This is a genomic window from Nonomuraea cavernae (assembly GCF_014646355.1).
Taxonomy (GTDB): Bacteria; Actinomycetota; Actinomycetes; order Streptosporangiales; family Streptosporangiaceae; genus Nonomuraea; species Nonomuraea cavernae.
In genome coordinates, this window is the sequence record NZ_BMNH01000002.1 from 265960 (window position 1) to 290293 (window position 24334).

Annotated in this window: 23 protein-coding genes; 8 read left to right on the forward strand and 15 right to left on the reverse strand. The window is 71.8% G+C overall.

From position 1 onward, the window contains the following. Positions 1-41 precede the first annotated feature (41 nt). The 6 genes from IEY82_RS05535 to IEY82_RS05560 all read right to left on the reverse strand — a co-directional run bounded on the left by IEY82_RS05535 (position 42) and on the right by IEY82_RS05560 (position 6666). The gene (locus IEY82_RS05535) at positions 42-2546 is read right to left on the reverse strand and encodes a mannose-1-phosphate guanyltransferase (RefSeq protein ID WP_189122875.1); all 2505 of its coding nucleotides are present in this window, start codon (positions 2544-2546) and stop codon (positions 42-44) included. A 4-nt stretch (positions 2547-2550) separates the two neighbouring features. Further along, the gene (gene clsA / locus IEY82_RS05540; RefSeq protein ID WP_189122876.1) at positions 2551-3132 is read right to left on the reverse strand and encodes a cardiolipin synthase ClsA; all 582 of its coding nucleotides are present in this window, start codon (positions 3130-3132) and stop codon (positions 2551-2553) included. Positions 3133-3256: 124 nt separating this feature from the next. Beyond that, entirely contained in the window at positions 3257-3850 is a 594-nt protein-coding gene (locus tag IEY82_RS05545; protein WP_189122877.1) for a phosphoribosylanthranilate isomerase, read from the reverse strand. A 10-nt stretch (positions 3851-3860) separates the two neighbouring features. Further along, complete coding sequence (locus IEY82_RS05550) at positions 3861-4286, reverse strand: hypothetical protein (protein WP_189122878.1); 426 nt, start codon at positions 4284-4286, stop codon at positions 3861-3863. Between the two features lie 62 nt (positions 4287-4348). Next, complete coding sequence (locus tag IEY82_RS05555; RefSeq protein ID WP_189122879.1) at positions 4349-5047, reverse strand: response regulator; 699 nt, start codon at positions 5045-5047, stop codon at positions 4349-4351. Further along, positions 5044-6666, reverse strand: coding sequence for a sensor histidine kinase (locus tag IEY82_RS05560; RefSeq protein WP_225262249.1), 1623 nt, complete (start codon positions 6664-6666; stop codon positions 5044-5046). The genes IEY82_RS05555 and IEY82_RS05560 overlap by 4 nt, the downstream gene beginning before the upstream one ends. Positions 6667-6796: 130 nt before the next feature. Between IEY82_RS05560 and IEY82_RS05565 the strand changes: the two genes are divergently transcribed. Further along, positions 6797-7387 carry a class I SAM-dependent methyltransferase gene (locus IEY82_RS05565; protein ID WP_189122880.1) on the forward strand — a complete coding sequence of 197 codons (591 nt, stop codon included), beginning with the start codon at positions 6797-6799 and terminating at the stop codon, positions 7385-7387. A 65-nt stretch (positions 7388-7452) separates the two neighbouring features. Then, positions 7453-8634 carry an acyl-CoA dehydrogenase family protein gene (locus tag IEY82_RS05570; RefSeq protein ID WP_189122881.1) on the forward strand — a complete coding sequence of 394 codons (1182 nt, stop codon included), beginning with the start codon at positions 7453-7455 and terminating at the stop codon, positions 8632-8634. Positions 8635-8913: 279 nt separating this feature from the next. On the opposite strand, the gene IEY82_RS05575 is transcribed toward IEY82_RS05570, so the two are convergent. The 3 genes from IEY82_RS05575 to IEY82_RS05585 are packed head-to-tail and all read right to left on the reverse strand — an operon-like array spanning position 8914 to position 11315. Continuing rightward, positions 8914-9693, reverse strand: a complete 780-nt coding sequence (locus IEY82_RS05575; RefSeq protein ID WP_189122882.1) for an enoyl-CoA hydratase/isomerase family protein — start codon at positions 9691-9693, stop codon at positions 8914-8916. Then, entirely contained in the window at positions 9690-10619 is a 930-nt protein-coding gene (locus tag IEY82_RS05580) for an alpha/beta hydrolase (RefSeq protein ID WP_189122883.1), read from the reverse strand. Before IEY82_RS05580 ends, IEY82_RS05575 begins: the two co-directional genes overlap by 4 nt. Positions 10620-10628: 9 nt before the next feature. Further along, complete coding sequence (locus tag IEY82_RS05585) at positions 10629-11315, reverse strand: gamma-glutamyl-gamma-aminobutyrate hydrolase family protein (RefSeq protein WP_189122884.1); 687 nt, start codon at positions 11313-11315, stop codon at positions 10629-10631. 307 nt (positions 11316-11622) lie between these two features. Between IEY82_RS05585 and IEY82_RS05590 the strand changes: the two genes are divergently transcribed. From IEY82_RS05590 to IEY82_RS05600, 3 genes are all read left to right on the forward strand, one after another. Further along, positions 11623-12399 (forward strand): GNAT family N-acetyltransferase, encoded by a 777-nt coding sequence (locus tag IEY82_RS05590; protein ID WP_189122885.1) that lies wholly within the window; start codon positions 11623-11625, stop codon positions 12397-12399. Between the two features lie 140 nt (positions 12400-12539). Next, positions 12540-12956 carry a hypothetical protein gene (locus IEY82_RS05595; protein ID WP_189122886.1) on the forward strand — a complete coding sequence of 139 codons (417 nt, stop codon included), beginning with the start codon at positions 12540-12542 and terminating at the stop codon, positions 12954-12956. A gap of 274 nt (positions 12957-13230) precedes the next feature. After that, positions 13231-14349 (forward strand): globin domain-containing protein, encoded by a 1119-nt coding sequence (locus IEY82_RS05600; RefSeq protein WP_189122887.1) that lies wholly within the window; start codon positions 13231-13233, stop codon positions 14347-14349. A gap of 6 nt (positions 14350-14355) precedes the next feature. Here IEY82_RS05600 and IEY82_RS05605 read toward each other — a convergent pair whose 3' ends face one another. Then, entirely contained in the window at positions 14356-15147 is a 792-nt protein-coding gene (locus IEY82_RS05605) for a helix-turn-helix domain-containing protein (RefSeq protein ID WP_189122888.1), read from the reverse strand. A gap of 142 nt (positions 15148-15289) precedes the next feature. Here IEY82_RS05605 and IEY82_RS05610 point away from each other — a divergent pair, with 142 nt between their 5' ends. Both IEY82_RS05610 and IEY82_RS05615 read left to right on the forward strand, forming a co-directional pair. Continuing rightward, the gene (locus IEY82_RS05610; protein WP_189122889.1) at positions 15290-16369 is read left to right on the forward strand and encodes a WD40/YVTN/BNR-like repeat-containing protein; all 1080 of its coding nucleotides are present in this window, start codon (positions 15290-15292) and stop codon (positions 16367-16369) included. A gap of 3 nt (positions 16370-16372) precedes the next feature. Next, on the forward strand, positions 16373-16681 hold the full coding sequence (locus IEY82_RS05615; RefSeq protein WP_189122890.1) for a ubiquitin family protein: 309 nt from the start codon (positions 16373-16375) through the stop codon (positions 16679-16681). A 43-nt stretch (positions 16682-16724) separates the two neighbouring features. Here the strand turns inward: IEY82_RS05615 and thyX are convergent, their stop codons facing one another. From thyX to IEY82_RS05640, 5 genes are all read right to left on the reverse strand, one after another. After that, a complete protein-coding gene (thyX, locus tag IEY82_RS05620) occupies positions 16725-17459 on the reverse strand; it encodes an FAD-dependent thymidylate synthase (protein WP_225262247.1) in 735 nt (244 codons plus the stop codon). Between the two features lie 89 nt (positions 17460-17548). Continuing rightward, complete coding sequence (locus IEY82_RS05625) at positions 17549-18331, reverse strand: ABC transporter permease (protein ID WP_189122891.1); 783 nt, start codon at positions 18329-18331, stop codon at positions 17549-17551. Beyond that, complete coding sequence (locus IEY82_RS05630) at positions 18328-19224, reverse strand: ABC transporter ATP-binding protein (protein WP_189122892.1); 897 nt, start codon at positions 19222-19224, stop codon at positions 18328-18330. The genes IEY82_RS05625 and IEY82_RS05630 overlap by 4 nt, the downstream gene beginning before the upstream one ends. Positions 19225-19310: 86 nt before the next feature. Further along, entirely contained in the window at positions 19311-20456 is a 1146-nt protein-coding gene (locus IEY82_RS05635) for an amidohydrolase family protein (protein ID WP_189122893.1), read from the reverse strand. A gap of 41 nt (positions 20457-20497) precedes the next feature. Further along, positions 20498-22636 (reverse strand): anthranilate synthase component I, encoded by a 2139-nt coding sequence (locus IEY82_RS05640; protein WP_189122894.1) that lies wholly within the window; start codon positions 22634-22636, stop codon positions 20498-20500. Positions 22637-22883: 247 nt separating this feature from the next. Here IEY82_RS05640 and IEY82_RS05645 point away from each other — a divergent pair, with 247 nt between their 5' ends. Continuing rightward, entirely contained in the window at positions 22884-24320 is a 1437-nt protein-coding gene (locus tag IEY82_RS05645) for a glycosyltransferase family 39 protein (RefSeq protein ID WP_189122895.1), read from the forward strand. The last annotated feature ends 14 nt before the right edge of the window (positions 24321-24334 follow it).

Below are 24334 nucleotides of genomic sequence, written 5' to 3' on the forward strand. Positions count from 1 at the left end.
GCGCGAGCGTCCGGTCAAGATCACAGAGGGCGATATTACCCTCAAGTGGCCGCGTCCTCGACGATTCTGGCCCAACGTTCCAGAAGCGACTGGGCGGTGTCGACGTCCTGGGCCTCGGCCCACAGGTCGGTGACCGGCTCGGTGGCGGCGGGCAGGATCAGCACCCAGCTGCCGTCGTCGCCCACGACCCGCACTCCGTCGGTGGTGTCGATCCGGTGCCCGTCGGAGCCCGCCTCGGCCGACTCGATGACCGAGCGCATCACCGCACCCTTGGCCGCCCAGCGCGTCGGCACGGTCCGCTTGAGCAGCTTGGCCTCGGGGATGCGGGCGTCGATCTGGCTGAGCGAGAGCCGGGTGCGGGCGACGAGCCCGAGCAGCCGCATGAACGCGGCCAGCCCGTCGATGGCCGGGGTGAACTCCGGCACGACGAAGCCGCCCCGGCCGTCGGCCGCGAAGATCATGTCGTCTTCCGCGGCCGCGGAGGTGAGCGCGTCGAGGGCGGTCGAGGTCCACTGCACCTGTACGCCGTGGAAGCGGCAGACCTGCTCGGCCACCCTGGTGGTGGTGACGGGCAGGGCCACCCGGCCGCCCCCGCGCTCGGCGGCGATCAGGTCGAGCACCACGAGCAGCGCCCGTTCCTCGCCGATCAGCTGGCCCATCTCGTCCACCAGCGCGATCCGCTCGCCGACCGGGTCGAAGCGGACCCCGAACGCCGCCCGCGAGGAGCTGACCAGCTCCGACAGGCGTTGCAGGTCGCGGCGGCGCTCGGCGAGCGTCTCGGTGGGCGAGGCTTCGTCGAGCCGGGCGTTGACCGTGAGCACCTCGACCCCGACGCGGCCGAGCAGGGTGGGCAGGACGAGCGAGGAGGTGCCGCCCGCGCAGTCGACCACCACCTTCATGTCGCGGATGCCGGTCATGTCCACGCGGCGCAGCAGCTCGTACGCGTAGTCCTCGACGACCCTGGCCGGATAGGCGAGCCCGGCGATCTCGCCGGGGAAGGCCCGGCGGAACTCCTGCCGGGAGAAGACCCGTTCCAGCTTGCGCTGGGCGGCCGCCGGCAGGTCGGCGCCCCGGTCGTCCATGATCACGATGTCCACGCTCTGCGGGTCGCCGGCGCTGGTGCGCAGCGCGATGCCCCCGGCGGCCGACTCGCGGGAGGTGTGGAAGCGGGCCACGGGCAGCGGGGCGGCCTGCAGGTCGAGCACGTTGATGGCGCTGGCGGTGAGCGCGCCGATCACGGCCCGCTTGAGCGCCCTGGCCGCCAGCGAGGAGTCGCGGGCGGTGACGACGTGCTCGCCCTTCTTCAGGGTCGTCGCGTAGGCGCTGGCCAGCCGTACGCACAGCTCGGGGGTGATCTCCACGTTGACCAGCCCGCTGACCCCCTTGGGCCCGAAGAGGCTGCGCTGGCCGCGCGACTCCCAGATGACGCTGGTGTTGACGACCGCGCCGGCCTCGATGGTCTTGAACGGGTAGATCTTGACGCCGCTGGAGACGTACACCTCGGGCTCGATGACGCACTCGTCGCCGATGACCGCGTTCTCCTCGATGCGGGCGCCGGTCATCACGTCGGTGTTCTTGCCGATGACGCAGCCGCGCAGGTGGGTCCCGGGGCCGAGGTAGACGTTGTCGTGCACGACCGCCCGGTGCAGGAACGCCCCCTCGCGGACCACCGCGTTGTTGCCCAGGACGGTGTATTCGCGCAGCTCGGCCCCGGCCTCGACCTTGGCGTAGTCGCCGATGAGCAGCGGGCCCTTGAGCACCGCGTCGGTGTCGATCGAGGCCGACTCGGCCACCCAGACGCCGGGCGAGAGCTCGAAGCCGCCGATGTCCAGCTTGACCCGGCCGGACAGGGCGTCGGCGTGGGCCTTGAGGTAGCTGTCGTGGCTGCCGACGTCCTCCCAGTAGCCGTCGGCGATGTAGCCGTAGATGGGGGCGCCGGCGGCGAGGAGGTCGGGGAACACGTCGGCCGACCAGTCGACGGGCTCGCCGGCCGCGACCCGGTCGAGGACCTCGGGCTCCATGACGTAGACGCCGGTGTTGACGGTGTCGGAGAAGACCTGGCCCCAGGTGGGCTTCTCCAGGAAGCGCTGCACCCGGCCGGACTCGTCGACGATGATGATCCCGAATTCGAGCGGGTTCGGGACGCGTTTCAGGCCGATCGTGATAAGCGCCGAATTTTCGCGATGAAACCGGACCATATCCGACAAATCGATATCGGTGAGAGCGTCGCCGGAGATGACGAGGAAGCGGTCGTCACGCAGCCGGTCGGCGGCGTTCTTGACGCTGCCCGCCGTGCCGAGGGGCAGCTCCTCCGTGGCGTACTGCAGGCTCATCCCGAGCTCGTCGCCGTCGCCGAAGTAGTTGCGCACGAGTGCGGCCAGGAACTGGACCGTGACGACGGTCTCGGTGACCGCGTGCCGCTTGAGCAGGCGCAACACGTGTTCCATGATCGGGCGATTGGCTACGGGAAGCAGGGGTTTGGGCTGGTTGGCGGTCATCGGACGCAGCCGAGTCCCCTCCCCGCCCGCCATGACGACCGCCTTCACCCGATCACTCCTTAGAGGTCGCAGTTACGAGCCGACGCACCTGTATCACATACAGCAACCCTGCCCACCAGTACAGACCCGTTCCCCAGAGGGCGAAGGCCCACCCGACAATTCGGGCCATATCGGCGTACCAGCCAGTGTGCGAGGCGAGGAACAGCAGAGGGAAGGCGTACATGAGACTAAACATGGCGGCCTTGCCCAGAAAATGCACTTGAAGTGCCTTATATCCGTGTTTGCGAAGTACAGGAATGAAACAGGCGACGAAGAGTTCACGCCCCAGAATGGCGACCACCAGCCACCACGGGATGATGTCGCGCACCAGCAACGCCAGGATCGTCGCGAAGACGTACAGTTTGTCGGCGGCCGGGTCGATGAGCCTGCCGAGCCGGCTGGTCTGGTCGAACCTGCGAGCGATCACGCCGTCGAGCCAGTCGGTGAACCCGGCGAGGGCGAGGACGGCGATGGCCCAGCCGTCGGCCTTCGGCCCCAGAACCAGCCAGAGGAACACAGGCACGCCGAGAAGACGTAGGAAGCTCAACAGGTTAGGAATCGTCCAGATGCGGTCCTCGGCGGAAGTTTCGCTCACGCAGCAGACCCTACTGCGTCACCTGTGGCCCCAGCGGCCCGCCGGGTGACCCATCACGGCCACCTGCCCGCCCTGACACGCGAAAGCCCCGGGCGGCGATCTCATCGCCGGAGGCCGAAGCCGCTCAGCCCGGACGGCGGGCGGCCCGGACGAACTCCGCGATCAGCTTCGGGTCCTTGACCCCGGGCGCCACCTCCACGCCGCTCGACACGTCGACCCCCCAGGGCGCGGCGGCGGCGACAGCCTCGGCCACGTTGGCCGGACCCAGCCCGCCCGCGAGCATCCAGCGGCCGGAGGGGCGGCCGCGCACGGCGGCCCAGTCCCACGGCTCTCCCGAGCCGGGGCGGGGCGCGTCGACGATGAGCAGGTGCTCGTCGTGGGCGCCGCAGCGCAGGTCGGCCGCCGCGTCGACGGCTCTGACCAGGGTCAGGCCGAGGTCCTTCAGCGCGGTGAAGTCGTCGTGCGGGTGGGCCCCGTGCAACTGGATCGCGCGCACCCCGGCCGCCAGCGCGGCCGCCCGCACCGTCGCCGGGTCCTCGCCCCGGAAGACCCCCACGGTCAGCACGTGGGCGGGCACCGGCCGGGCCAGCTCCGCCGCCCGCTCGGGCGTCACCCGGCGGGGGCTCGCGGTCAGCACGAATCCGATGGCGTCGGCGCCCGCCTCGACGGCGGCCGTCACGTGGCCGGGCTCACGGAGGCCGCAGATCTTCACATACACACCGCCGAGGTTACTTGCGCCTGGCGGCCCGCGGCGACCAGACCCAGATCAGCACCGCGGTGATGAGCCCGAACATGACCACCCCGTTGGGCAGGTGGGCGCCGAGCGCCGACCAGGTGACGTGCTGGGCCATCCCGGCCAGGAAGAGCGCCGTGCTGGCGAGCGCCGGCCAGCCCGCCCCGTGTCCGGGCCGCCAGACGAGCACCGCGAAGACGATCTGCGCCAGCCCCACCAGGTGCACGACCAGTCCGGCCATGACGTGGGCCTCGGTCAGCGCCTCGCCGGAGGCCACCGACTGGCCGGCCAGCGACGCGGCCACGAGCAGGGCCGCCGCGTGCGCGATGACCACGACGCGCAGGCCGTAGAGGAGCCCGGCGGGCACCCGCGCGGCCTGTCCCTGGGCGGGGGGCGCGGCCGGAGCCGTCGTCTCGTGCATGGTGTGGTCCTTTCCTGGAACGGTGAGGACCACATGGTCGCGGCGCGGGGCGCCGCCGGTCGTCAGCCTGCCGGATTATCCGGCGGTCCGCCCCGGGGATGACGTACGGGGCGGAAGTCCTCGTCCACCAGTCCGCTGCGGTGGGCGACGACGGCCGCCTGGATGCGGTTGCGCAGCCCCAGCTTGTCCATCGCGGCGCCGATGTGGGTCTTGACCGTGGTGACGCCGACGTGCAGCTCCTCGGCGATCTCGGCGTTGGACAGACCGGTGCCGACCAGGGCGAGCACCTCCAGCTCGCGCGCGGTCAGCCCGGCGGGCACGGACGTGGCGGCCGGCTCTCCGGCGGCCAGGAAGCCCTCGACGACCCGGCGCAGCGCGGACGGGCCGAGCAACTGCTCGCCCGCCGCGGCCCGGCGCACCGCGTCGACCATGCGTTCGGGCTCGTCGTCCTTGACCAGGAAGCCGACCGCGCCGGCGCGCAGCGCGGCGTAGACGTCGGCGTCCTCGGAGAACGTGGTGAGCACGACGATCCGGCTGTTCGGCCGGACGGCGAGCAGGCGCCTGATCGCCTCAAGGCCGTCGACCCTGGGCATCCGCAGGTCCATCAGGATCACGTCGGGCAGGTGCCGTCCGGCCTGGCGTACGGCCTCGGCGCCGTCCTCGGCCTCGCCGACGACCTCCATGTCGCCGGCGGCCTGCAGCAGCATCCGGACGCCCGCGCGGACCAGGGCCTGGTCGTCGGCGACCAGCACCCGGATCACGTGGCGGCCCGCGCGGCGGGCACAGCGGCGGGCACAGCGGCGGGCAGGCTCGCGCTCAGCCGCCAGCCGCCCTCCCCATCGGGGCCGGCGGTCAGGGTGCCGCCGAGCGCCCGGACCCGTTCGCGCATGCCGGCCAGCCCGCGGCCCGAGGAGGGCAGGCGCTCGATGGCCGTGGGCGGGCGGCCGTTGCGGATCTCGATGGCCAGCCCCTCGCCGGCGGACGCGAGGGTGACCCGGACCTCGGTGCCGGGTCCGGCGTGTTTGAGCACGTTGGTGAGGCCTTCCTGGACGATGCGGGCGGCTGAGGCGCGCGCCACGAGCGGCGCCTGGTCGGCGGCCGGATCGAGGTCGAGGTCCACCAGCAACCCGGCGGCTGCCATCCTCTCGGCGGACTCGCGCACCACGTCGGCGGGGTCGGCGAGCAGGCCCGGCCGGCGTTCGGGGTCGCGCAGCACGTCGAGCAGGCCGCGCAGGTCCTGCAGCACCTGGTGGCCGGTGTCGCGGATGTCGCCCAGGGCGTCGGCGACGGGCCCCTCCGGCGCGGCGTACCGGGCCGCGCCGGCCCGCAGCACCATCGCGCCGACGTGGTGGGCGACGATGTCGTGCACCTCGCGGGCGATGCGCTCGCGCTCGGCCAGCTGGTCGGCGCGCACCTGCGCGACGGCCAGGCGGGCCGACTCGCCCGCGCGCAGCCGTTCGGCCGCGGCCACGGCCTGCCGGACGCCGAGGTAGCGGCCGATCGCGATGGGCGTGATCACCAGCGCCATCAGCACCGCCACCCGGAACGGCGTGACCTCGGTGCCGGCGTCGGCCACGACCGCCGTCGCGGTCAGCAGGCAGCCCGCGAGGTAGGCGGCGACGGTCCAGGTCCAGGACGCCACGCGGAAGGCGAACACGGCGAGCGCGATCAAGGTCAGCACCAGGCAGGTGGTGACCACCTCGGCGAGGTAGCGGTCGGCGGCGACCAGCAGCGCGCCCTGGAAGAGGAAGACCAGCCCGGGCATCCTCCGGCTCACGCCGAGGGAGAGCCCGGCGAACACGGCGAGCATCCCGGCCAGCCACACCGGCAGCCCGTCACCGTGCCAGTCGGTCCAGGTGCTCAGCACGGCGACGGCCACCCCGCCGCCCGCCAGCAGCACGTCGGGCGTGATGTCGTCGTTCTCCAGCCGGCCGGCGGGGCCGCGCAGGTAGCCGCCGATCACGGCGGGCAGCAGGGGCACGAGCACGGTGAACAGCCAGTTTTCGGCGGTGAGCGCGATGCCGGGATCGGCCAGGTTGATCGCGGTGGCTACGGTCGTGGCGGCCAGCGACAGGACGACGGCGCGCCAGGCGCACCGGTGGGCGACCGATCCGACGGCGACGCAGAGCAGCACCTGGACGGTGTGGGAGGTGAAGGAGCCGACCTGGTCGGTGAAGATCAGGAAGGCCGCGAGGTAGAGGCTCACCGCGAACGGCCACCGCCTGACGAACCCCATGGGCGCGCCGGCCAGGACGGCCATCGGGACCATCATGAAGGCCGGCAGGTGCTCTTCGCCGCCCGCCTTGCCCGCCAGCAGCAGGTCGAGCACGACCCCCGAGACCGCCAGCAGGATGTCGAGCGGCACACCACGCCAACGCATGGTGCACACGGTATCCCGGACGATACGATTTCCCGATCCTCCGCCCGGAGGACCCGGCCTCCTCCTTGTGGCCGAAACCACGTCCCCTTGGCGGAGTGGCCCCCTGCGATCTCCCCTCTACTTTCGGATCATGTCCAACGACACCGCCTTGCTCTTCGGCCAGTTCCTGCGCGCTCCCACCCGGGTGGGAGCCATCGCGCCAAGCTCCCGGAAGCTGGCCGCGTCGGTCTGCGCCCCTGTCCCCGAACGGGGCGAGCCGATCGTGGTCGAGCTGGGGCCCGGCACCGGCCCGTTCACCGCGGAGATCCAGCGCAGGCTCGGCGGGCGCGGCCGGCACCTGGCCGTGGAGCTCAACGAGGCGCTGGCGAGCCTGCTGGCCGACCGCTTCCCCACGGTCGACGTGGTGCACGGCGACGCCGCCGAGCTGTCGGCGCTGCTCGGCGGGCACGGGGTGGACCAGGCCGACGTGGTGATCAGCGGGCTCCCCTGGGCGTCCTTCCCTGAGGGGCTGCAGCGCGACCTGCTCGGCGCGGTCGCCTCGGCGATGAGCCCGGCCGGGGCGTTCACCACCTTCTCCTACATCCACGCGATTCCGCTGAGCTCGGCGCGCCGCTTCCGCACGCTGCTCGGGGAGCGTTTCGAGGAGGTCGTGCAGGGCCGCACCGTGTGGCGCAACGCTCCCCCGGCGTTCGTCTTCCACGCCCGCAGACCCCGCCCCTGAACGTCCGCGAACCCGGACGCGTACGGTCCTCGACCCCGAACAGAACATGGTTCTACTATGGCGTGATGGATTTCACCCTTACCGAAAGCGCCCTGGCCGTGCAGCGCGGAGTCGGCGACATCTGCTCGCGTTACGACCTCGACTACTGGCAGCGGTGTGAGGCCGACAAGCGCTGGCCCGAGGAGGTCTGGGCCGACCTGGCCAAGGGCGGCTGGCTGGGCCTCGCCGTCCCCGAGGAGTACGGCGGAGGCGGCCAGGGCCTGCTGGAGCTGGCGGTGGCCACCGAGACGCTGTCGGCGTCGGGGGCGGCGGGCGGGTCGGCGTTCACCTACGTGCTCACCCCTGGGTTCGGCGCGCTCACCCTGGCCAGGCACGGTTCGGCCGAGCAGCGGGCGGAGCTGCTGCCCAGGCTCGCCACCGGGGAGGTGGAGACCTGCTTCGCGCTGACCGAGCCCGACGCCGGCTCCAACTCGCTGGCCATCAGCACCTCGGCCAGGCGCGACGGCGACGAGTTCGTGATCAACGGGCAGAAGATCTGGATCACCGGCGTGCAGCGGGCCACCTGGATGCTGCTGGTCACCCGGACCATCCCGGCCGCCGAGGCCAAGCCGCGCACCAACGGGCTGACGGTGTTCCTGGTGAACGTGCCCGACGCGGTCGCCGCCGGGCGGCTGACCTACCAGCCGATCCCGAAGATGGGCGCCAACACCACGCCGTCCAACATGGTCTTCGTCGACGACCTGCGGGTGCCCGCCTCCAGCGTGGTGGGCCAGGTCGACCAGGGCGCCGCCGTGCTCTGGGACATCCTCAACCCCGAGCGCGTCCTGCTGGCCGCCTCGGCGCTCGGCGGGGCCGAGGTGGCCCTGCGGGTCGCGGTCGCGTACGCCAAGGAGCGCGAGGTGTTCGGCCGCCCGATCGGCGCCAACCAGGCGGTCGCGTTCCCGCTCGCGCAGGTCAAGGCCAAGATCGAGCTGGCCCGTCTGATGCTGTACAAGGCGGCCTGGAGCTTCGACCAGCGGCTGCCCTGCGCCATGGAGGCCAACATCGCCAAGCTGACCGCGTCGCAGGCGGCCTGGGAGGCGGCCGACGCGGCCTTCCAGACGCACGGCGGGATGGCGTACTCACTGGAGTATCCGGTGGCCAGGCTGCTCACCGACGCCCGCATCGGGAAGGTCGCACCTGTGACCGAGGAGCTGCTTCTTAACTACCTCGCGACCCAGGTGCTGGGGCTGCCCCGCAGCTTCTGACCTCCGGGCCCCGCCTGCCCACGGCCCTCGTGGTTGCGCGGAACGGCGTCGATGTCCGCGGTCATGGCGCCGTTCCCCTGCCTGATCTCCCCCTCGCGGTCTCGTACGCGGCCGGGAGCGGACCGTCCCTCAACGGCGCCCCCGTTCTGCCTCCGGGCCTGCCTTCTGGACCTCGGCCGACAGGCTTTCGTCACCGCAGGCCGGCGCGGCGGCAGGGCCGCGCTGACCTTGGCTCTCATGCTGACTGCGCCTACCCCGAGTCGGGGCCCAATCACCTCGTCACGAGAACGAGGGCGGTCGTTTCTCCCTCAGCGCGCGCACACCCTCGGCCACGTCAGGGCCGGTGAAACCGAGAAACTCCATCGCCAGCGAGGCGTCGAACGAGGGCCCGGCCATCCGCAGCCAGTTGTTGAGCGCGTACTTGGTCAGCCTGATCGCCTCCTGCGCTCCGGAGGCCAGCTTGACGGCGATCTCCATCGCCGTCTCGTGCACCCGGTCGTCGTCGACGCACAGGCTGACCAGGCCCATCCGCTCGGCCTGCTCGCCCGTGACGGGCTCACAGAGCAGCAGATGGTATTTGGCCTTGGCCAGCCCGCACAGCAGTGGCCAGACGATCGCGGCGTGGTCGCCGGCGGCCACGCCGAGCCTGGTGTGGCCGTCGATGATGCGGGCGGTGCGGCCGGCCACGGAGATGTCGGCCAGCAGCGCGACCGCCAGCCCGGCTCCGACGGCGGGGCCCTGGATGGCCGAGATGATCGGCTTGGAGCAGTTGAGGACGTTGTAGACGATGTCGCGGGCCTCGCCGAACACCCGCAACCGGGTGGCGTGGTCGCGGGTCATCTCCTCGATCATCGACAGGTCGCCGCCGGCCGAGAACGCCTCGCCCTCCCCTCTGACGACGACGGCCCTGACGGAGTCGTCGCGGTCGACGTCGCGCCAGATCTCGGCCAGCTCGCGGTGACCGGTCATGTCGACGGCGTTGAGCCTGCGCGGCTCGCTGATCGTGACGCGCAGCACGCCGGCCTCGGGCATGTCGGTCTTGAGCTTCTCGTACGTCATGCCGCCCCCTTGGCGAAGGCCTCGCGCAGCCGTTCGGCCACGTAGGCACGGGCTTCGATGGCCTGGTCGAACAGGCCGGGCAGGCCGAAGAAGCCGTGCACGGCGCCCGGGTAGCGGCGCACCTCGGCGGGCACCCCGGCCTCGGCCAGCCGCGCGGCGTAGCGCTCGCCGTCGTCGCGCAGCACGTCGCACTCGGCGGTCACCACGGTCGCGGGCGCCAGCCCGGCCGGGGACCCGAGCCGCAGCGGCGACAGGCGGGGGTCGCCGGGATCGGCGTCGCGGGCGTAGCGCTCGGCGAACCACGCCATCTCCGCGGCGTCCAGGCCGAAGCCGGTGGCGAACTCACGGTAGCTGGGGGTGTCCATCGCCAGGTCGAGCGCCGGGTAGACGAGCACCTGGTGGGCCAGGGCGAGCCCGGCGTCGCGGGCCTGCCAGGCGGCGACGGCCGCGAGGTTGCCCCCGGCGCTGTCGCCGAGCACCGCGACGGCGCCGTTGCTCTGGTAGAAGGCGGGGCGGGCGAACAGGTCGCGCACCACGGTCCAGGCGTCGTCGGCGGCGGCCGGGAAGGGATGCTCCGGCGCCAGCCGGTAGTCGACCGAGACCACCACCGCGCCCGTGCGGATCGCCAGGTCGCGGCCGAGGGCGTCGTTGCGCTTGACGCTGCCGAACACCCAGCCGCCGCCGTGGAAGTAGACCACCACGGGCAGCGCGCCGTCGCCCCGGTCGGCCCGGTAGACGCGGATCGGCACCCCCTCGGCCTCCTCGTCGCGGACGAAGGGCAGGTGGGTGAGCGGCCCTCGCTGGGTGGCCAGCTCGTCGTGCGCCCGGACCTCCCGGATCCTCGCCAGGTCCAGCGTGGCCAGGTCGGCGCCGAGATCAGACGGGTGGAGCGCGATGTACTCCCGCGCCTGGGGGTGCAGCGGCATGATCGCAGCCTAGCGGGCCGCCTCCACGAACGCATCGAACAAGCCGGCTTCCCCGCCCCGCTCGGGATGCCACTGCACGCCCACGCCGAACCGGTGCCCCTGCAGCTCGACGGCCTCGACGATCTGGTCGTCGGCCCAGGCCACGGCGAGCAGCCCGCTGCCCAGCCGGCGCAGCGACTGCACGTGCGGCGCGACCACCTCGACCCGGTCGCCCACGGCCTTGCCGAGCGTGCTGGAGACGCTCACCTGGATCACGTGGGGGGTGCCGGGCTCGCCGTGCCGGTCGTGGTCGAGCATCTCGGGCAGCCACGGGATCAGGGTGCCGCCCTGCGCGACGTTGAGCACGTGCATGCCCCGGGCGATGGCCAGGATCGGGACGTCGGCCTCCACGGCGGCCCGGGCCAGTGCCAGCTCGAACCGGTCGCGGTGGACCTGCGCCCCGGCCACCCGCTCGTCCTGCTCGTCTCCGTAGGCCGCGGCGCCCACCTCGACGCCCCCGGCCAGCACCACGCCCCGCAGCCCGCGCACGTAGTCGGCGACCGCGTGCGGGCCGAGCGGCGGCAGGATCACGGGGGCGCCGCCCGCCCGCTCGACCGCCTTGGCGTAGGCGGGAGGCGAGATCACCGCCTCGCGCACCCAGTCACCCCAGCGGGCGGCCTCGAAGTAGGCGGTGATGCCGATCAGCGGTCGGGACATGCGATCTCCAGGGGGCGTGCAGGAGGTGTGCCGCCATCGTGTCGGGCGACGGCCACTGACCCATCATGGCGCACTCCATTTCGGTTATGTCACCTCTCTCGGAGATCCCCTTCCGTCACTGCCGTTCAGGACCGAAAACTGACCACGCATGACATTTCGTCAAATGATCCGGTCAGGCCGCGTGTCTCCGCGTGACCGGTCGCCTGGGAGTCGTCCTGCCGGCAGACCGCGCGATCGGGCCTGCGAGCCCCGGGAAAGCCGGTTGCCGGGCCCGGCCGGCGGGTGCTGCAGTGGGCGGATGAATCGGATGGATCACGATGCGGTGCTCGCCCTCTTCGACCGGGAGATGCGGCGGGAGGTGCCGCCCGAGGGCTCCGGGGTCCGGGTCGAGCGCGCGGACGACGTGGTGCGGCAGACCGGCGACTGGAACGCGGTCGTCTGGTCGTGCCTCGACGAGGCGGGCGCGGACGCGGCGATCGCCGCGCAGGTGCGCCACTTCACCGCGCTGGGCGTCGAGTTCGAGTGGAAGCACTACGGGCACGACCGGCCGGCCGACCTGGCGGAGCGGCTGCGGGCGGCCGGTTTCGTCCCCGAGCCCGCCGAGACGCTGATGGTGGCTCCGGTCGCCGCCCTGCCCAAGGAGGTCCGGCCGCCGGACGGCGTCCGTCTGGCGCCGGTCACCGACGCGGCCGGCGTCGAGTTGCTGACGCGGGCGCACGAGGAGGCGTTCGGCGAGGCCCGGCCCGAGATGGGGCGCCAGTTGCTCGACCGGCTGACGCGGGAGCCGGACACGGTGGTCGCGGTGGTGGCGCTGGCCGGGGATCGGCCGGTGAGCGGGGGGCGGATCGAGCTGACCCCCGGCGTCGCGTTCGCCGGCCTGTGGGGCGGGGGCACCGCGCCGGCCTGGCGAGGGCGCGGCGTCTACCGAGCCCTCGTCGCCTACCGGGCCCGCGTCGCCGCCGAGCGCGGTTACCGCTACCTCCAGGTGGACGCCTCCGACCAGAGCCGCCCGATCCTGGGCCGCCTCGGCTTCACCCCGCTGACCAGCACGACTCCGTACATCTACCGGCCTCGGCGCTCCTGACGAGATGACATGGAGCGGCGTCTCGCGGCGGCCGGGCCCGGCCTCAGCCGAACCGACCATGTTCGCGATCCGTTCCGATAGACGTGATAACACGGATGATGATGGTCCTCTCCCTGGTCGCTGCCTTCTTGATGATCTCGGTGGACACCGTGACCGCCCACTCGGGCTGCTCATGCGTGACGCGTACGCCACAGCAGCACGTGAACGAGGCGGCCGCCGTCTTCTCCGCCACAGTCACGGACGTCCGCGTGGACGAACCGATCCTGGGCGGCGGCAGTGTCACCGCCACGTTCCGCACCGACCACGTCTACAAGGGTGACCCCGGGGCCGAGCCGGAGGTGTTCACCAAGGCGCAGGGGTCGGCCTGCGGATACCCGTTCACGAAGGGCGCTGTGCGACGCCGGGCCCGCACCCGCCGCCGGCTGGACCGGCCCCGCGATGATCGCCGTGGCCGTGGGGGCGACCGTCCTGACGGGCATCGCCTGGGCACGCAGGAGGGCTCGGGCTCGAAGATGAACGATCCTCCCGAACACACTTTTAGTTATTTATTTGGATAAATGGCTGTAAATACGAATGCAATACACGTTCACTTGTCGCCGACAATCACCGGACATTCGATCAACAAAAATAACGCTACCGTTACACATAGCTCTGCTTAGCCCCCTATCGGGGTGAAACGGTTGTGGTGCCCAGGTGGTGGTGGAAGACTCGATTTCGAGCGCTCGGATGAGCCGGGGCCCGCCGGACGCTCGACACCCGGAGCCGTCAGGGAGGTGGAACAACGCGACCGGAAACCGATTCCGGTCACCTAGGGTGGGGTTGATTAGGCATATGTCGTTGAATCCGCGCCTGGTAAAGGAGAGTTTCTCCGTCATCGAACCGGTGGCGGACAAGGCCGCCGCCTACTTCTACGGCCGGCTGTTCGCCGAGAATCCGCACCTGCGGAGCATGTTCCCGCCGGCCATGAACGTCCAGCGCGACCGGCTGTTCGGCGCTCTGACCCGTATCGTGTGGAGCCTCGACAGCCCTGGCGGCCTTTCCTGCTTCCTCGGCCAGCTGGGGCGCGACCACCGCAAGTACGGCGTGGTCGCCGAGCACTACACCGCGGTCGGCAACGCCCTGCTCGCGACCGTCAGGAGGTTCGCGGCCGACATCTGGACCAGCGAGATCGAGGCCGCCTGGGTGGCCGCCTACGGCTCCGCCGCCAACCAGATGATCGAGTCGGCCGACTCCGACGCCGGGATGTCGCCCGCCTGGTGGCTGGCCGAGGTCGTCGACCACGAGCGCCGCGCCCGCGACATCGCGGTCATCACCCTGCGGCCCACGCAGCGGCTGCCGTACACCGCGGGGCAGTACATCAACGTGCAGACCGCGCGCTGGCCGCGCGTGTGGCGGACCTTCTCCATCGCCAACGCGCCGCGCGCGGACAACACGATCCGGCTGCACGTGCGCTCGGTCCCGGGCGGCTGGGTCTCGACCACGCTGATCCGCGACACCCGCGTGGGCGACACGGTCATGGCCGGGCCCCCGATGGGCACGATGACGCCGCCGGAACGCGGCGCGCGCGACCTGCTCTTCGTCGCGGGCGGCACCGGGCTGGCTCCGCTGAAGGCCATCATCGAGCAGGTCATCGAGTCGGGCCACCGGCCCAACATCCACCTGCTGTACGGCGCGCGGACCGCCGAGGAGCTGTACGACCTGCCCGACCTGATCCGGATGGAGTCCTCCTTCCCCTGGCTGCGCGTGGTGCCCGTGGTGTCGGACGACCCGGGTTACGAGGGGATGCGCGGCGCGCTCCCGGAGGTCACGCGGCGCTTCCACTCCTGGACCGAGCACGAGGTGTACGTGTGCGGGCCGTCACCCATGGTCAACGAGACGGTCCGGCGGCTGCAGGCGGACGGGGTGCCGCTGTCGCGCATTCACCGCGACATCGTCCACGGCGAACGGTAGGCGCGGCTACCGGAAGGCCGCGGCGGTCTCCTCGTCGCTGGGCCAGAACGTCTCGATGGCCAGCTCCGACACCGTCACGTCCACCGGCGTGCCGAAGGTGGCGATCGTGGTGAACATCGACAGGATCCGGTCGCCGTGCCTGATCCGCAGCGGCACCAGGATGTCGGTCGGCCCCGGCACGTGCGCCACGTTCAGGTCCACCCCCGGGTAGACGTAGCCGGCCAGTTCGTCGTGCAGCTCGGCCAGCCGCCCGTCGCCCGACACCTCCGCCTGCCTGCGCAGCCGGTGCAGCAGGTGGGCGCGCACCTCCGCCAGGTTGGCCAGCCGGCCGCCCATCGCGTCGGGGTGCAGCGACAGCCGCAGCGCGTTGACCGGCTCCGTCAGCAGCTCGGCGGGCACGCCCTCCATGAACATCCCGGCCGCCCGGTTGGCCGCCACCAGGTTCCAGGCCGCGTCCACCACCAGGGCGGGGTACGGCTCGTGGCCGGCGAGGATCTTGTCCAGCGCCTGCCGTACCGCGTGCATCTCGGGGGCGCGCACCTCACGCTCGGGGAACATCGGCGCGAACCCGGCGGCGACCAGCAGCCGGTTGCGGTGCCGCAGCGGCACCTCCAGCTCCTCGGCCAGCCTCGCCACCATCTCGCGGCTCGGCCGGGCCCGCCCGGTCTCCAGGAAGCTGAGGTGGCGGGCCGACACGTCGGCCTCGATCGCCAGGTCCAGCTGGCTCACGCGGCGGCGCTGCCGCCACGACCGCAACAAATCACCAAAAGTCTCATCTTGTACGGCAAGGGCTCCCATGTCGCCCAACTCTAGGAGCAGGAGGGAAGCGGCACGATTACCTGGCGGGTAATCGGCCGCCAAATCTCCCACCTCCCGGCGGCCTCCGCGATGCCGTGACACGATGGCCGGAAAGCGAACATAGGAGCGATGGGAGCTAGGCATGAGTGATGTGATGCTCGCGATCGGCACCCGCAAGGGCCTGTTCCTGGCCCGCTCGGCGGGAGGCGGCGCGTTCGAGGTCGAACCCATCCGGTTCTCCACGGTCGGTGTCCCCTCGGTGGCGATCGACACGCGCACCGCCACCCCCCGGCTGCTGGCCGGGATCGAGTACGGCCACTTCGGCCCCTCGGTGACCTACTCCGACGACCTGGGCGCCACCTGGCAGGAGGCACGACAGGCGCCTGTCGCCTTCCCCGAGAAGACGGGCGCCACGCTCACCCGGGTGTGGCAGCTGACGCCGTCGCCGTCGGAGCCCGACGTGGTGTGGGCGGGAGCGGAGCCGGCCGCGTTGTTCCGCTCCGAGGACCGCGGGGTCACCTACGAGCTCGTCGAGGGTCTGTGGGAGCACCCCCACCGGGAGCTCTGGCAGCCGGGCGGCGGCGGGCTCTGCCTGCACACGATCATTCCGCACCCGACCGACCCCAGGATCATGGGCATCGCGGTGTCCGCGGCCGGCTTCTACCGCACCCTCGACGGCGGCGTGTCGTGGGAGGCGGCCAACCAGGGCATCCGGGCGCCGTTCCTGCCCGAGGGGCAGCAGTATCCCGAGTTCGGGCAGTGCGTGCACAAGGTGGGCATGCACGCCTCGCGTCCCGACCGGCTGTTCCTGCAGCACCACTTCGGCGTCTACCGCAGCGACGACTTCGGCGGCTCCTGGCACGACGTCGGCGCGTCGCTGCCGTCCGACTTCGGCTTCCCGATCGTGGTGCACTCCTCGCGGCCCGACACGGCGTACGTGCTGCCGCTGCGAGCCGACATGGACCGCACTCCCGTCGACCACCACCTGCGGGTCTACCGCACCGACGACGCGGGGGCGAGCTGGCATGGGTTCGACCGGGGCCTGCCCGAGCCGCCGGTGCACGCGACCGTGCTGCGCGACGCGATGACCGCCTCCGAGGCGGGCGTCTACTTCGGCACCCGCGACGGCGAGGTCTACGCCTCGCGCGACGACGGCGAGAGCTGGTCGCTGGTGGCCGGGCACCTGCCCGACGTGCTGTCGGTGCGCGCGGCGGTGCTGTAGCCGATGGCCAAGCCCGTGACGATGGTCGTGTTCGTGCTGCCCGGCTCGTTGCGCCGCTGGGTGAGCGGCCGGAGCGAGGTCAAGGTCTTCGCCGTCGGCGCCGACACCGAGACCCCGCCCACCCTGGGCGCCGCGCTCGACACGCTCCGCCGCACCCACCCCCTGCTGGAGGAACGGCTGCGCGACGAGTACGGCCGCATCCGCCGCCACATCAGCATGATCATCTCAGGTGACAGCATCCGCGGCCTCGGCAGCCTCGACTGCGCTCTGCCGCCGGGCGCCGAGGTGTACGTGATGCCGACTCTCGCCTGAACCCGGCGCTGGGGCGGCATGACCCCGCCCCAGCGCCCTCTCGTCAGGGACAGACGCGGCCGTTGGCTTCGAAGGCCGCGTGGGTGAGAGGCATGAGCCCCGCCCACAGCTCCTCCATCCGCTCGGCGACCATCTCGATCTCGCGCTGCGGGAACGAGGGGAACGCGGAGTCCTCGCGCTTGGTCCGCAGGGACAGGAAGTTCATCAGAGCGCGAGCGTTGCAGGTGGCGTACATCGACGAGTAGAGGCCGACCGGGAGCACGGTGCGGGCCACCTCCCGGGCCACTCCCGCCTCCAGCATCTCCAGATAGGCGCGGTAGGAGCGCCGGTAGCTCTCCTGGGTCACCTCGGTGACCAGCTTGTGCTGCTCGGGCGTGCCGCCGGTGAAGACATATCTGCCGGGTTTGCCTTCTTGGACCAGCTTGCGATCGGGCCCTGGCACGTAGAAGACCGGGACCAGCTGCCGGTATCTGCCGGACTCCTCGTTGTAGGAGAAGGTCCGATGCCGCATGAACTCACGGAACACGAAGATCGGGGCGCTGACGTAGAAGGTCATCGACGAGTGCTCGAACGGCGTGCCGTGCCGATCTCTCATCAGATAGTTGATCAGGCCCTTGGACCGCTCAGGGTCGGCTTCGACCTCGGCCAGCGAGCTCTCACCCTTGGTGGAGACCCGTGCGGCCCACAACACGTCGGCGTCGGACGCGGCGGACTTGACCAGCTCCACGTCCATGTCGCTGCGAAAGGTGATCTCGATCTCCGGTTCGACGGCGTGCACGGCGAGCCCCCGCTCGGTTCAGATGGTGTGACGGCCCCAAGCAAACCAGGTCGGGGGCTCGCCCGCGACTCGGGGCCCGGGATGGGACCTCAGGTGATGTCGCGGCGCAACGTGGTGGCCGAGGCCACTGCGGCGAACACCAGCGCGTAGCCGAGCAGCACCACGCCACCGGCCCAGGCCGGCAGCAGCCAGTCGGTGCCGAGGCCGAGGTCGACGCCGCTGTTGGTGAGCGCGGTGGCGGCGCCGCCGGGTGTCCACCGGCCCACCGGCCGCAGCGCGGGGATCGCGCTGACGATGGCCTCGATGACGAAGACCCAGGCGACGGCCGCGACGATGGCGCCGAGCTGGTTGCGGATCAGGGCGCCGATCCCGATGCCGAAGAGCGTGTAGAGCATCAGCACGGCCAGGGTGCCCACGACGATCCGGGCGGTCGATCCGGTGAAGGACAGCTCGCCGCCGGCGAGCGGCACCGTGATCACCACCGCGACAGCGGTCAGCGCCAGCACGACCAGGCCGAAGACCAGGCCGACGACGACCCCGGCGCCGAGCTTGCCGGCCACCACCCGTTCGCGCCGCGGAGTGGTCAGGAACGTGCTGGTGATGGTCTGGTAGCGGTATTCGGCGGTCATCATGACCACCCCGAGGATCATCGGGAAGACCGCCCCGCTCGCCCCGAGGCCCCACATGAGCTCCTGGAAAGGCGCGGTGTCGCGGCCGGGGATCGCGGGCGCGCCGGGCTGGCCGCCGGTCACTCCCGCGAAGCCGATGGTGATCCCCAGCTGCAGCAGCGCGTAGGCGATGGTGACGGCCAGCATCACCCACCAGAGCCGGGTGGTTGTGAGTTTGAGCAGCTCCGCGCGGATCAGTCTCATGAGGTCTCCCCCTCGCCGGTCAGCTCCAGGAAGACGTGTTGCAGGTCGCTGCGCTCCTGGCTGACCTCGGTGAGCACGACCCGCTCGTCCAGCGCGATCCGGCCGATGCGTTCGGCGTCGAGCCCGGTCACCCGCAGGACGCCGTCGGACTGCACGACCGTGGCGCCGGCCCGTTCGAGGGCGGGCACCAGCTCGCCGGGGTCGGCCGCGCGCACCCGGATGGCCGTGTCGCCGTTGGAGACGAGCTCCGCCAGGCTCCCCTGGCGGACGAGCCGGCCCTTGGCGATGATCACCACGTTGTCGACGATCTGCTCGACCTCGGCCAGCACGTGGCTGGAGACCAGCACCGCGGCGCCCCGCTCGTGGGCCAGGTGCCGCAGGAAGCCGCGCAGCCACTGGATGCCGGCCGGGTCGAGCCCGTTGGCGGGCTCGTCGAGGATGAACACCCGGGGGTGACCGACCAGGGCGGTGGCCAGCGCCAGGCGCTGCCGCATGCCGAGCGAGAAGGTCATCACCCGTTTGCCGGCGACTTCTCCGAGGCCGACCTGTTCGAGCGCCTCCGCCGCGCGCTCGGGGGGCAGCCCGGCCGCCGCGCAGATCACCCGCAGATGGTTGAGGGCCGTACGGCCCGGATGGAAGTTGGTGGCTTCGAGCACCGCGCCCACCTCGGTGAGCGGGTGCGGCAGCTCGACGTAGCGCCGGTCGTTGACCAGCGCCGTCCCGGAGTCGGCGGTGACAAGGCCCAGCAGGCAGCGCAAAGTGGTGGTCTTGCCGGCGCCGTTGGGGCCCAGATAGCCCGTGATCGTGCCCGGCTCGACCGTGAAGGACACCCCGTCGACCGCCCGCACCGCTCCGAACGATTTGCCAAGATCTCGAATCTCGATCGCACTCATTTGTCGGCGATTATGGCGAAGTCAGGACTGCCCGCGCCTCCTACCGGAGGAGGAATTCCCGGAGAAGGAACGCCCGGAGGAGGAATTCACAGGCGGTAGACGCGGCGGGCGTTGCCGGAGCCGATCATGTGGGCCACGCGGGCGGCGTCGGCGGTGCTCCACTCACCCGCGTCGAGCCGCGTCTTGAGCGCCCCGCCCAGCGAACGCCGGAAGAAGAACGCGCCCAGGTGACAGGTCTCGGCCACACCGGCGCAGCCGGACCCGAACAACTGCTTGTGAAACGGCGCCAGCTCCAGCAGCTCGTCCATCGCCCGCCACGCCCCGGCCGCGCCGCGGGTGAGGGCGGGCCCCACGTCGACGTGCACGTGGGGGTGCACGTCGGCGAGGTGCGCGGCCTGCCGGTGGTAGGGGTAGCAGTGCAGCAGGACCACCGGCACCCCCATCGGCTGCAGCGCCCTGATGAACCCGGTCAGCCGCGACGGGTCGGCCAGGTGCGGGCCGGCGCCGCCGGCGCCGAACCCGGCGTGCACCTGCAGCGGCAGCCCGCGTTCCCTGGCCACGTCGACCGCCGTCCAGAGCAGGTGGCGCAGCAGGATCGGGTCGGTCACCGGCTCCTTGGGCTCGGACAGCCGCCGGTTGGCCGCGGCGAGCACCGAGCCGCGGGCCGGCCGGGACGGGTCGAAGCCGAGGCCGCAGCGGTGGGCGACGACCGTCTTCATCCCGACGGCACCGACGGCCCGGGCGGTGAGCTCCTCGGCGAGGCTGTCCACGTAGTCGAGGGCGGCCTCGGCCACTTCCGCCACGTCCTGCTCGATCTGCTCGATCCGGATGATCTCGTCGGCCACGGCGGAGCCGAACCGGCCCAGCTCGGCGGCCGACAATAGCTCTCCGCTCTCCACCCCGGTGTCGACGAGGAATGTCAGCGCCCCGGCCGCCCCCAGCAACCGCCGGTTGACCTCGTCGGCGCCGAGCTCGGCCCGCCGCGCCAGGTAGACGGTGGGGGCGACGTGCGGCTCCAGATCGAGCACGGGGGCGCACCAGCGGCGGATCGCGGCGCCGAGCGGGGTGTCGAAGTGGGTGGTGCCGGGCGGCGCCGGCAGGCCGCCCGTGCTGATCAGCGTCTCGAAGGGGGCCCTGGTCAGGTCGTCGCGGCGCACCCCGTGGCAGTGCTGGTCGACGAGCGGGGCCGACAGGGCCTCACGCACCGTGTCCGGTAGGTCTACGGGGAGCATGCGGAGACTCTAGGGGGTCACCGCATGCTCCCGGGGTGGTTTTACCGACGCGAGAGCCGCAGCACGTTCGCGATGACCTTCGCGCCCGCGCCTCCCTCGGCGGTGAGGATCGACTCGGGGTGGAACTGCACCGCGAAGCGGCGGTTGCGGGTGTCCTCGATCGCCATCACGTTGCCGTCGGGCGTGAGGGCGGTGGCGGTGAAGCCGACGACGCCGGGCCGCTTGGCGTGCAGCGAGTGGTAGCGGGCCGCGGTGAACTCGGCGGGCAGCCCGTCGAGCAGCGCGCTGTCGCCGAGCCGCGTCACCTGGCCGCGCTTGCCGTGCTCGGGGTAGTCGAGCAGCTCCAGCGAGCCGCCCGCCTGCTCGACCATGGCCTGCAGTCCGAGGCAGACGCCGAAGACGGGCAGCTCGCGGGCGTAGATCTGGTCGATCAGCGCCGACATGCCGAAGTCGGACGGCCAGCCGGGGCCGGGCGAGAGCACCACCAGGTCGGGCCCGACCTCGTCGATCGTCTCGGCCGGGAACCCGTGGCGCAGCGTCACCACCTCGGCGCCCTCCTGGCGGAAGTAGTCGGCCAGCGTGTTGACGAAGGAGTCCTCGTGGTCGACGAGCAGCACCTTCATGCCCTGGCCGGGCAGCTCGCGGACGGGCTTGGCGGGCACGGCGTGCGGCTCGTTGACGGCGGCGAGCGCGCCGAGCAGGGCGCTGGCCTTGAGCTCGGTCTCGCGCTCCTCGGCGGCGGGGTCGGAGTCGAACAGCAGGGTGGCCCCGGCTCTGACGGTGGCGACGCCGTTCCTGATCTGGGCGGTGCGCAGGGTCAGGCCGGTGTTCATGGAGCCGTCGAAGCCGATGAAGCCGATCGCGCCGCCGTACCACCTGCGGGTGGTGGCCTCGTGGTCCTCGATGAACTGCATGGCCCAGGTCTTGGGCGCGCCGGTGACCGTGACGGCCCACATGTGGGTGAGGAAGGCGTCGAGCGCGTCGAACTCGGGGCGCAGCCGGCCCTCGATGTGGTCGACGGTGTGGATCAGGCGGGAGTAGAGCTCGATCTGGCGCCGGCCGATGACCTGGACGGAGCCGGGCACGCAGATGCGCGACTTGTCGTTGCGGTCGACGTCGGTGCACATGGTCAGCTCCGACTCCTCCTTGACGCTGGTCAGGAGGGTGCGGATGGCCTCGGCGTCCTCGACCGGGTTGCTGCCGCGGGCGATGGTGCCGGAGATGGGGCAGGTCTCGACGCGGTCGCCGCTGACCCGGACGTACATCTCGGGCGAGGCGCCGACCAGGTGCTCGCCCTCGCCGAGGCTGATGATGAACTCGTACGGGGCGGGGTTGCTGTGACGCAGGCCGCGGTAGAAGGCGGCCGGGTCGGCGCAGGTGGCGTGGAAGACCTGGCCGGGCACGACCTCGAACAGGTCTCCGCGCTTGAACTTCTCCTTGGCGGCGGCGACGACCTTGGCGTAGGAGCCCTTGACCGGGTCGGGCGGGATCGCGGCCGGGGCGGCGGGCGGGGCGGTGTCGCCGGAGCGCTCCAGCCCCCGGGTGGTGGCGCCGTCGACGGTGAACTCGTAGCGGTGCTCCAGGCAGGTCTCGCGCTGCCGGTCGATCACGATGAGCCGGTCGGGCAGGTGCAGCACGAGGTCGCGCTGGTCGTCGGGCCGGACGAGCTCCTGCCGGATGGGCTCGAACTGGAAGGCCAGGTCGTAGCCGAAGGCGCCGTAGAGGCCGAGATGGGGGTCGTCTCCCCGGAAGGCGGCGATGACCTCGCGGATCGCGGTGAACACCGTGGGCCGGCGGCTGCGCATCTCCTCGGGCAGCAGGCCCTCCGACTCGGGCACGTGCACCTCGACCCGGTCGGCGGTGGGCTCCTCGACCGGCTTGCCCGCGGCCAGCAGGCAGGACACGACGGCCGGCAGCACCACCCGGCCGCGCGCGTTGAGCGCCCTGGCGGAGATGGTGCGGCCCCGGGCGACCAGCTCCAGGCAGGGGTCGACATAGCCGAAGGCCCATCGGCTGTAGCGGCCGGGATAGTCCATGCCGGAGGAGAACGCGCCGCCGCGCCTCTCGCCGAGGGCCGTCACGATCTCTTCGAGGGCGTCCTCCGACACCTCGCGCGTCTCGCGCTCGACGCCGATGCCCCCGGCCGTGACGTATCCGCTGGTATATCCGCTCGTCTCCACGTGCTGCCCCTTGTCGAATGATGAGCCGTCAAATGATGAGCCCCGGGGGCGGACACGAAAAAGGCCGCCATCCGGGGCGGCCGTCCGTTGAAATGCGAGTATCGCGCCGCCTAGGAGCGGCGCCACCACTGGAGCTCGACGCGATTTCGCATGCCCACCAGGGTAGCCGCCCGAACCAAGATCACGCAACGCGGCTCGCCGAACCCGGCTTCACGCGGATGGCCTTCAGCGGCTAGCTTCTCCGGTCATGGGGCTCCCCTTACCGGCGTGGCGATCGGTCACGTCCATCGCTGTCGCGTTGTTCGCCATTCTGCTGTCCGTCAGCCCTCGTTACGGCTATCACCGTGACGAGCTCTACTTCCGCTTCCTGTCCGACCATCTCGACTGGGGATACGTCGACCAGCCGCCGCTGACGCCGCTGCTGGTCAGGGCGTCCAGAGCGGTGTTCGGCGACTCGCCGCTCGCGTTCCGGCTGCTGCCCGCCCTGGCCGCGGCGGTGCTGGTGGTGCTGGTGGCGCTCATCGCGCGCGAGCTGGGCGGCGGCGGCCCGGCGCAGGTGCTGTCGGCGTTCGGCGTCGCCACCGGCGCCTACACCCTCATCCTGGGCCACACCGTGCTGACCGCCAGCCTCGACCTGCCGTTCTGGGCGGCGGGCATCCTGTGCGTGCTCAGGGCGCTGCTGCGCGAGGAGCCCCGGTGGTGGGCGGCCGCCGGCCTGGTGCTGGGGCTGGCGACGTACAACAAGCTGCTGATCGCGATGCTGGTGCTGGGGCTGGCCGCCGGGCTGGTGCTGGCGGGGCCGCGCCGGACGCTGGCCGGCCCCTGGCTGTGGGCGGGGGTGGCGATCGCGCTGGCGATCGCCGCGCCCAACCTGATCTACCAGGCCACCCATGACTGGCCGCAGGTGACGATGGCGGGGGCGCTCGGCGAGGACAAGGGCGGCGAGATGCGGGTGCTGTTCGTGCCCATGCAGCTGATCCTGTTCGGGCCGGTGGTGTCGGTGATCGGCGCCTTCGGCTGGTGGCGGCTGTGGCGCGACCGCCGGGTGCGGGCACTGGCCGTGGCCTATCCCGCCATCGCCGTGCTGACCCTGGTCAGCGGCGGCCGCTTCGACTACACGGCGGGGCTCATCCTGCTGCTGTTCGCGGCGGGGTGCGTGAGCGCGGAGCAGGCGGGGGTCGACCGGGCGCGGCAGGCGAGGGCGTCGCTGGTGTTCAACGGCCTGGGCTCGGCGCTGCTCGCGCTGCCGCTCATCCCGGTCGGGGTCCTGGCCGCCACCCCCGTGCCCGCGATCAACGAGGTGGCGCGCGAGTCGATCGGCTGGCCGGAGTTCGACGCCGCCGTGCTCGGCGTGCTGCGCTCGCTGCCGCCGGACGAGCAGGCGCGGGCGGTGATCGTGACCGGCAACTACGGCGAGCACGGCTCGCTCGTGCGCGCGGGCCTGCCGCGCGTCTACTCCGGGCACAACCAGCTCTGGGAGTACGGCCCGCCGCCCGAGTCGGGCACCGTCGCCGTCCTGGTGAACACCGGCCGGCGCGACTATTTCGACACCTGCGAGGCCCGGGCGGAGGTGGACAACGGCGTCGGGATCGACAACGAGGAGCAGGGCATGACCGTCTGGCTGTGCCGGGGGCTCCGGCAGCCGTGGAGCGACCTCTGGCCGCACTTCCGGCATTTCAGCTGAACACCCCCGGGCTA

Coding starts and splice junctions, on each gene's coding strand:
- IEY82_RS05570 (WP_189122881.1), top strand. CDS start 7,453: ATGGATTTCACCCTTACCGAAAGCGCCCTGGCCGTGCAGCGCGGAGTC.
- IEY82_RS05590 (WP_189122885.1), top strand. CDS start 11,623: ATGGATCACGATGCGGTGCTCGCCCTCTTCGACCGGGAGATGCGGCGG.
- IEY82_RS05560 (WP_225262249.1), bottom strand. CDS start 6,666: ATGCGTTGGCGTGGTGTGCCGCTCGACATCCTGCTGGCGGTCTCGGGG.
- IEY82_RS05625 (WP_189122891.1), bottom strand. CDS start 18,331: ATGAGACTGATCCGCGCGGAGCTGCTCAAACTCACAACCACCCGGCTC.
- IEY82_RS05630 (WP_189122892.1), bottom strand. CDS start 19,224: ATGAGTGCGATCGAGATTCGAGATCTTGGCAAATCGTTCGGAGCGGTG.
- IEY82_RS05610 (WP_189122889.1), top strand. CDS start 15,290: ATGAGTGATGTGATGCTCGCGATCGGCACCCGCAAGGGCCTGTTCCTG.
- IEY82_RS05575 (WP_189122882.1), bottom strand. CDS start 9,693: ATGACGTACGAGAAGCTCAAGACCGACATGCCCGAGGCCGGCGTGCTG.
- IEY82_RS05645 (WP_189122895.1), top strand. CDS start 22,884: ATGGGGCTCCCCTTACCGGCGTGGCGATCGGTCACGTCCATCGCTGTC.
- IEY82_RS05580 (WP_189122883.1), bottom strand. CDS start 10,619: ATGCCGCTGCACCCCCAGGCGCGGGAGTACATCGCGCTCCACCCGTCT.
- IEY82_RS05605 (WP_189122888.1), bottom strand. CDS start 15,147: ATGGGAGCCCTTGCCGTACAAGATGAGACTTTTGGTGATTTGTTGCGG.
- IEY82_RS05550 (WP_189122878.1), bottom strand. CDS start 4,286: ATGCACGAGACGACGGCTCCGGCCGCGCCCCCCGCCCAGGGACAGGCC.
- IEY82_RS05600 (WP_189122887.1), top strand. CDS start 13,231: ATGTCGTTGAATCCGCGCCTGGTAAAGGAGAGTTTCTCCGTCATCGAA.
- IEY82_RS05585 (WP_189122884.1), bottom strand. CDS start 11,315: ATGTCCCGACCGCTGATCGGCATCACCGCCTACTTCGAGGCCGCCCGC.
- IEY82_RS05635 (WP_189122893.1), bottom strand. CDS start 20,456: ATGCTCCCCGTAGACCTACCGGACACGGTGCGTGAGGCCCTGTCGGCC.
- IEY82_RS05565 (WP_189122880.1), top strand. CDS start 6,797: ATGTCCAACGACACCGCCTTGCTCTTCGGCCAGTTCCTGCGCGCTCCC.
- IEY82_RS05615 (WP_189122890.1), top strand. CDS start 16,373: ATGGCCAAGCCCGTGACGATGGTCGTGTTCGTGCTGCCCGGCTCGTTG.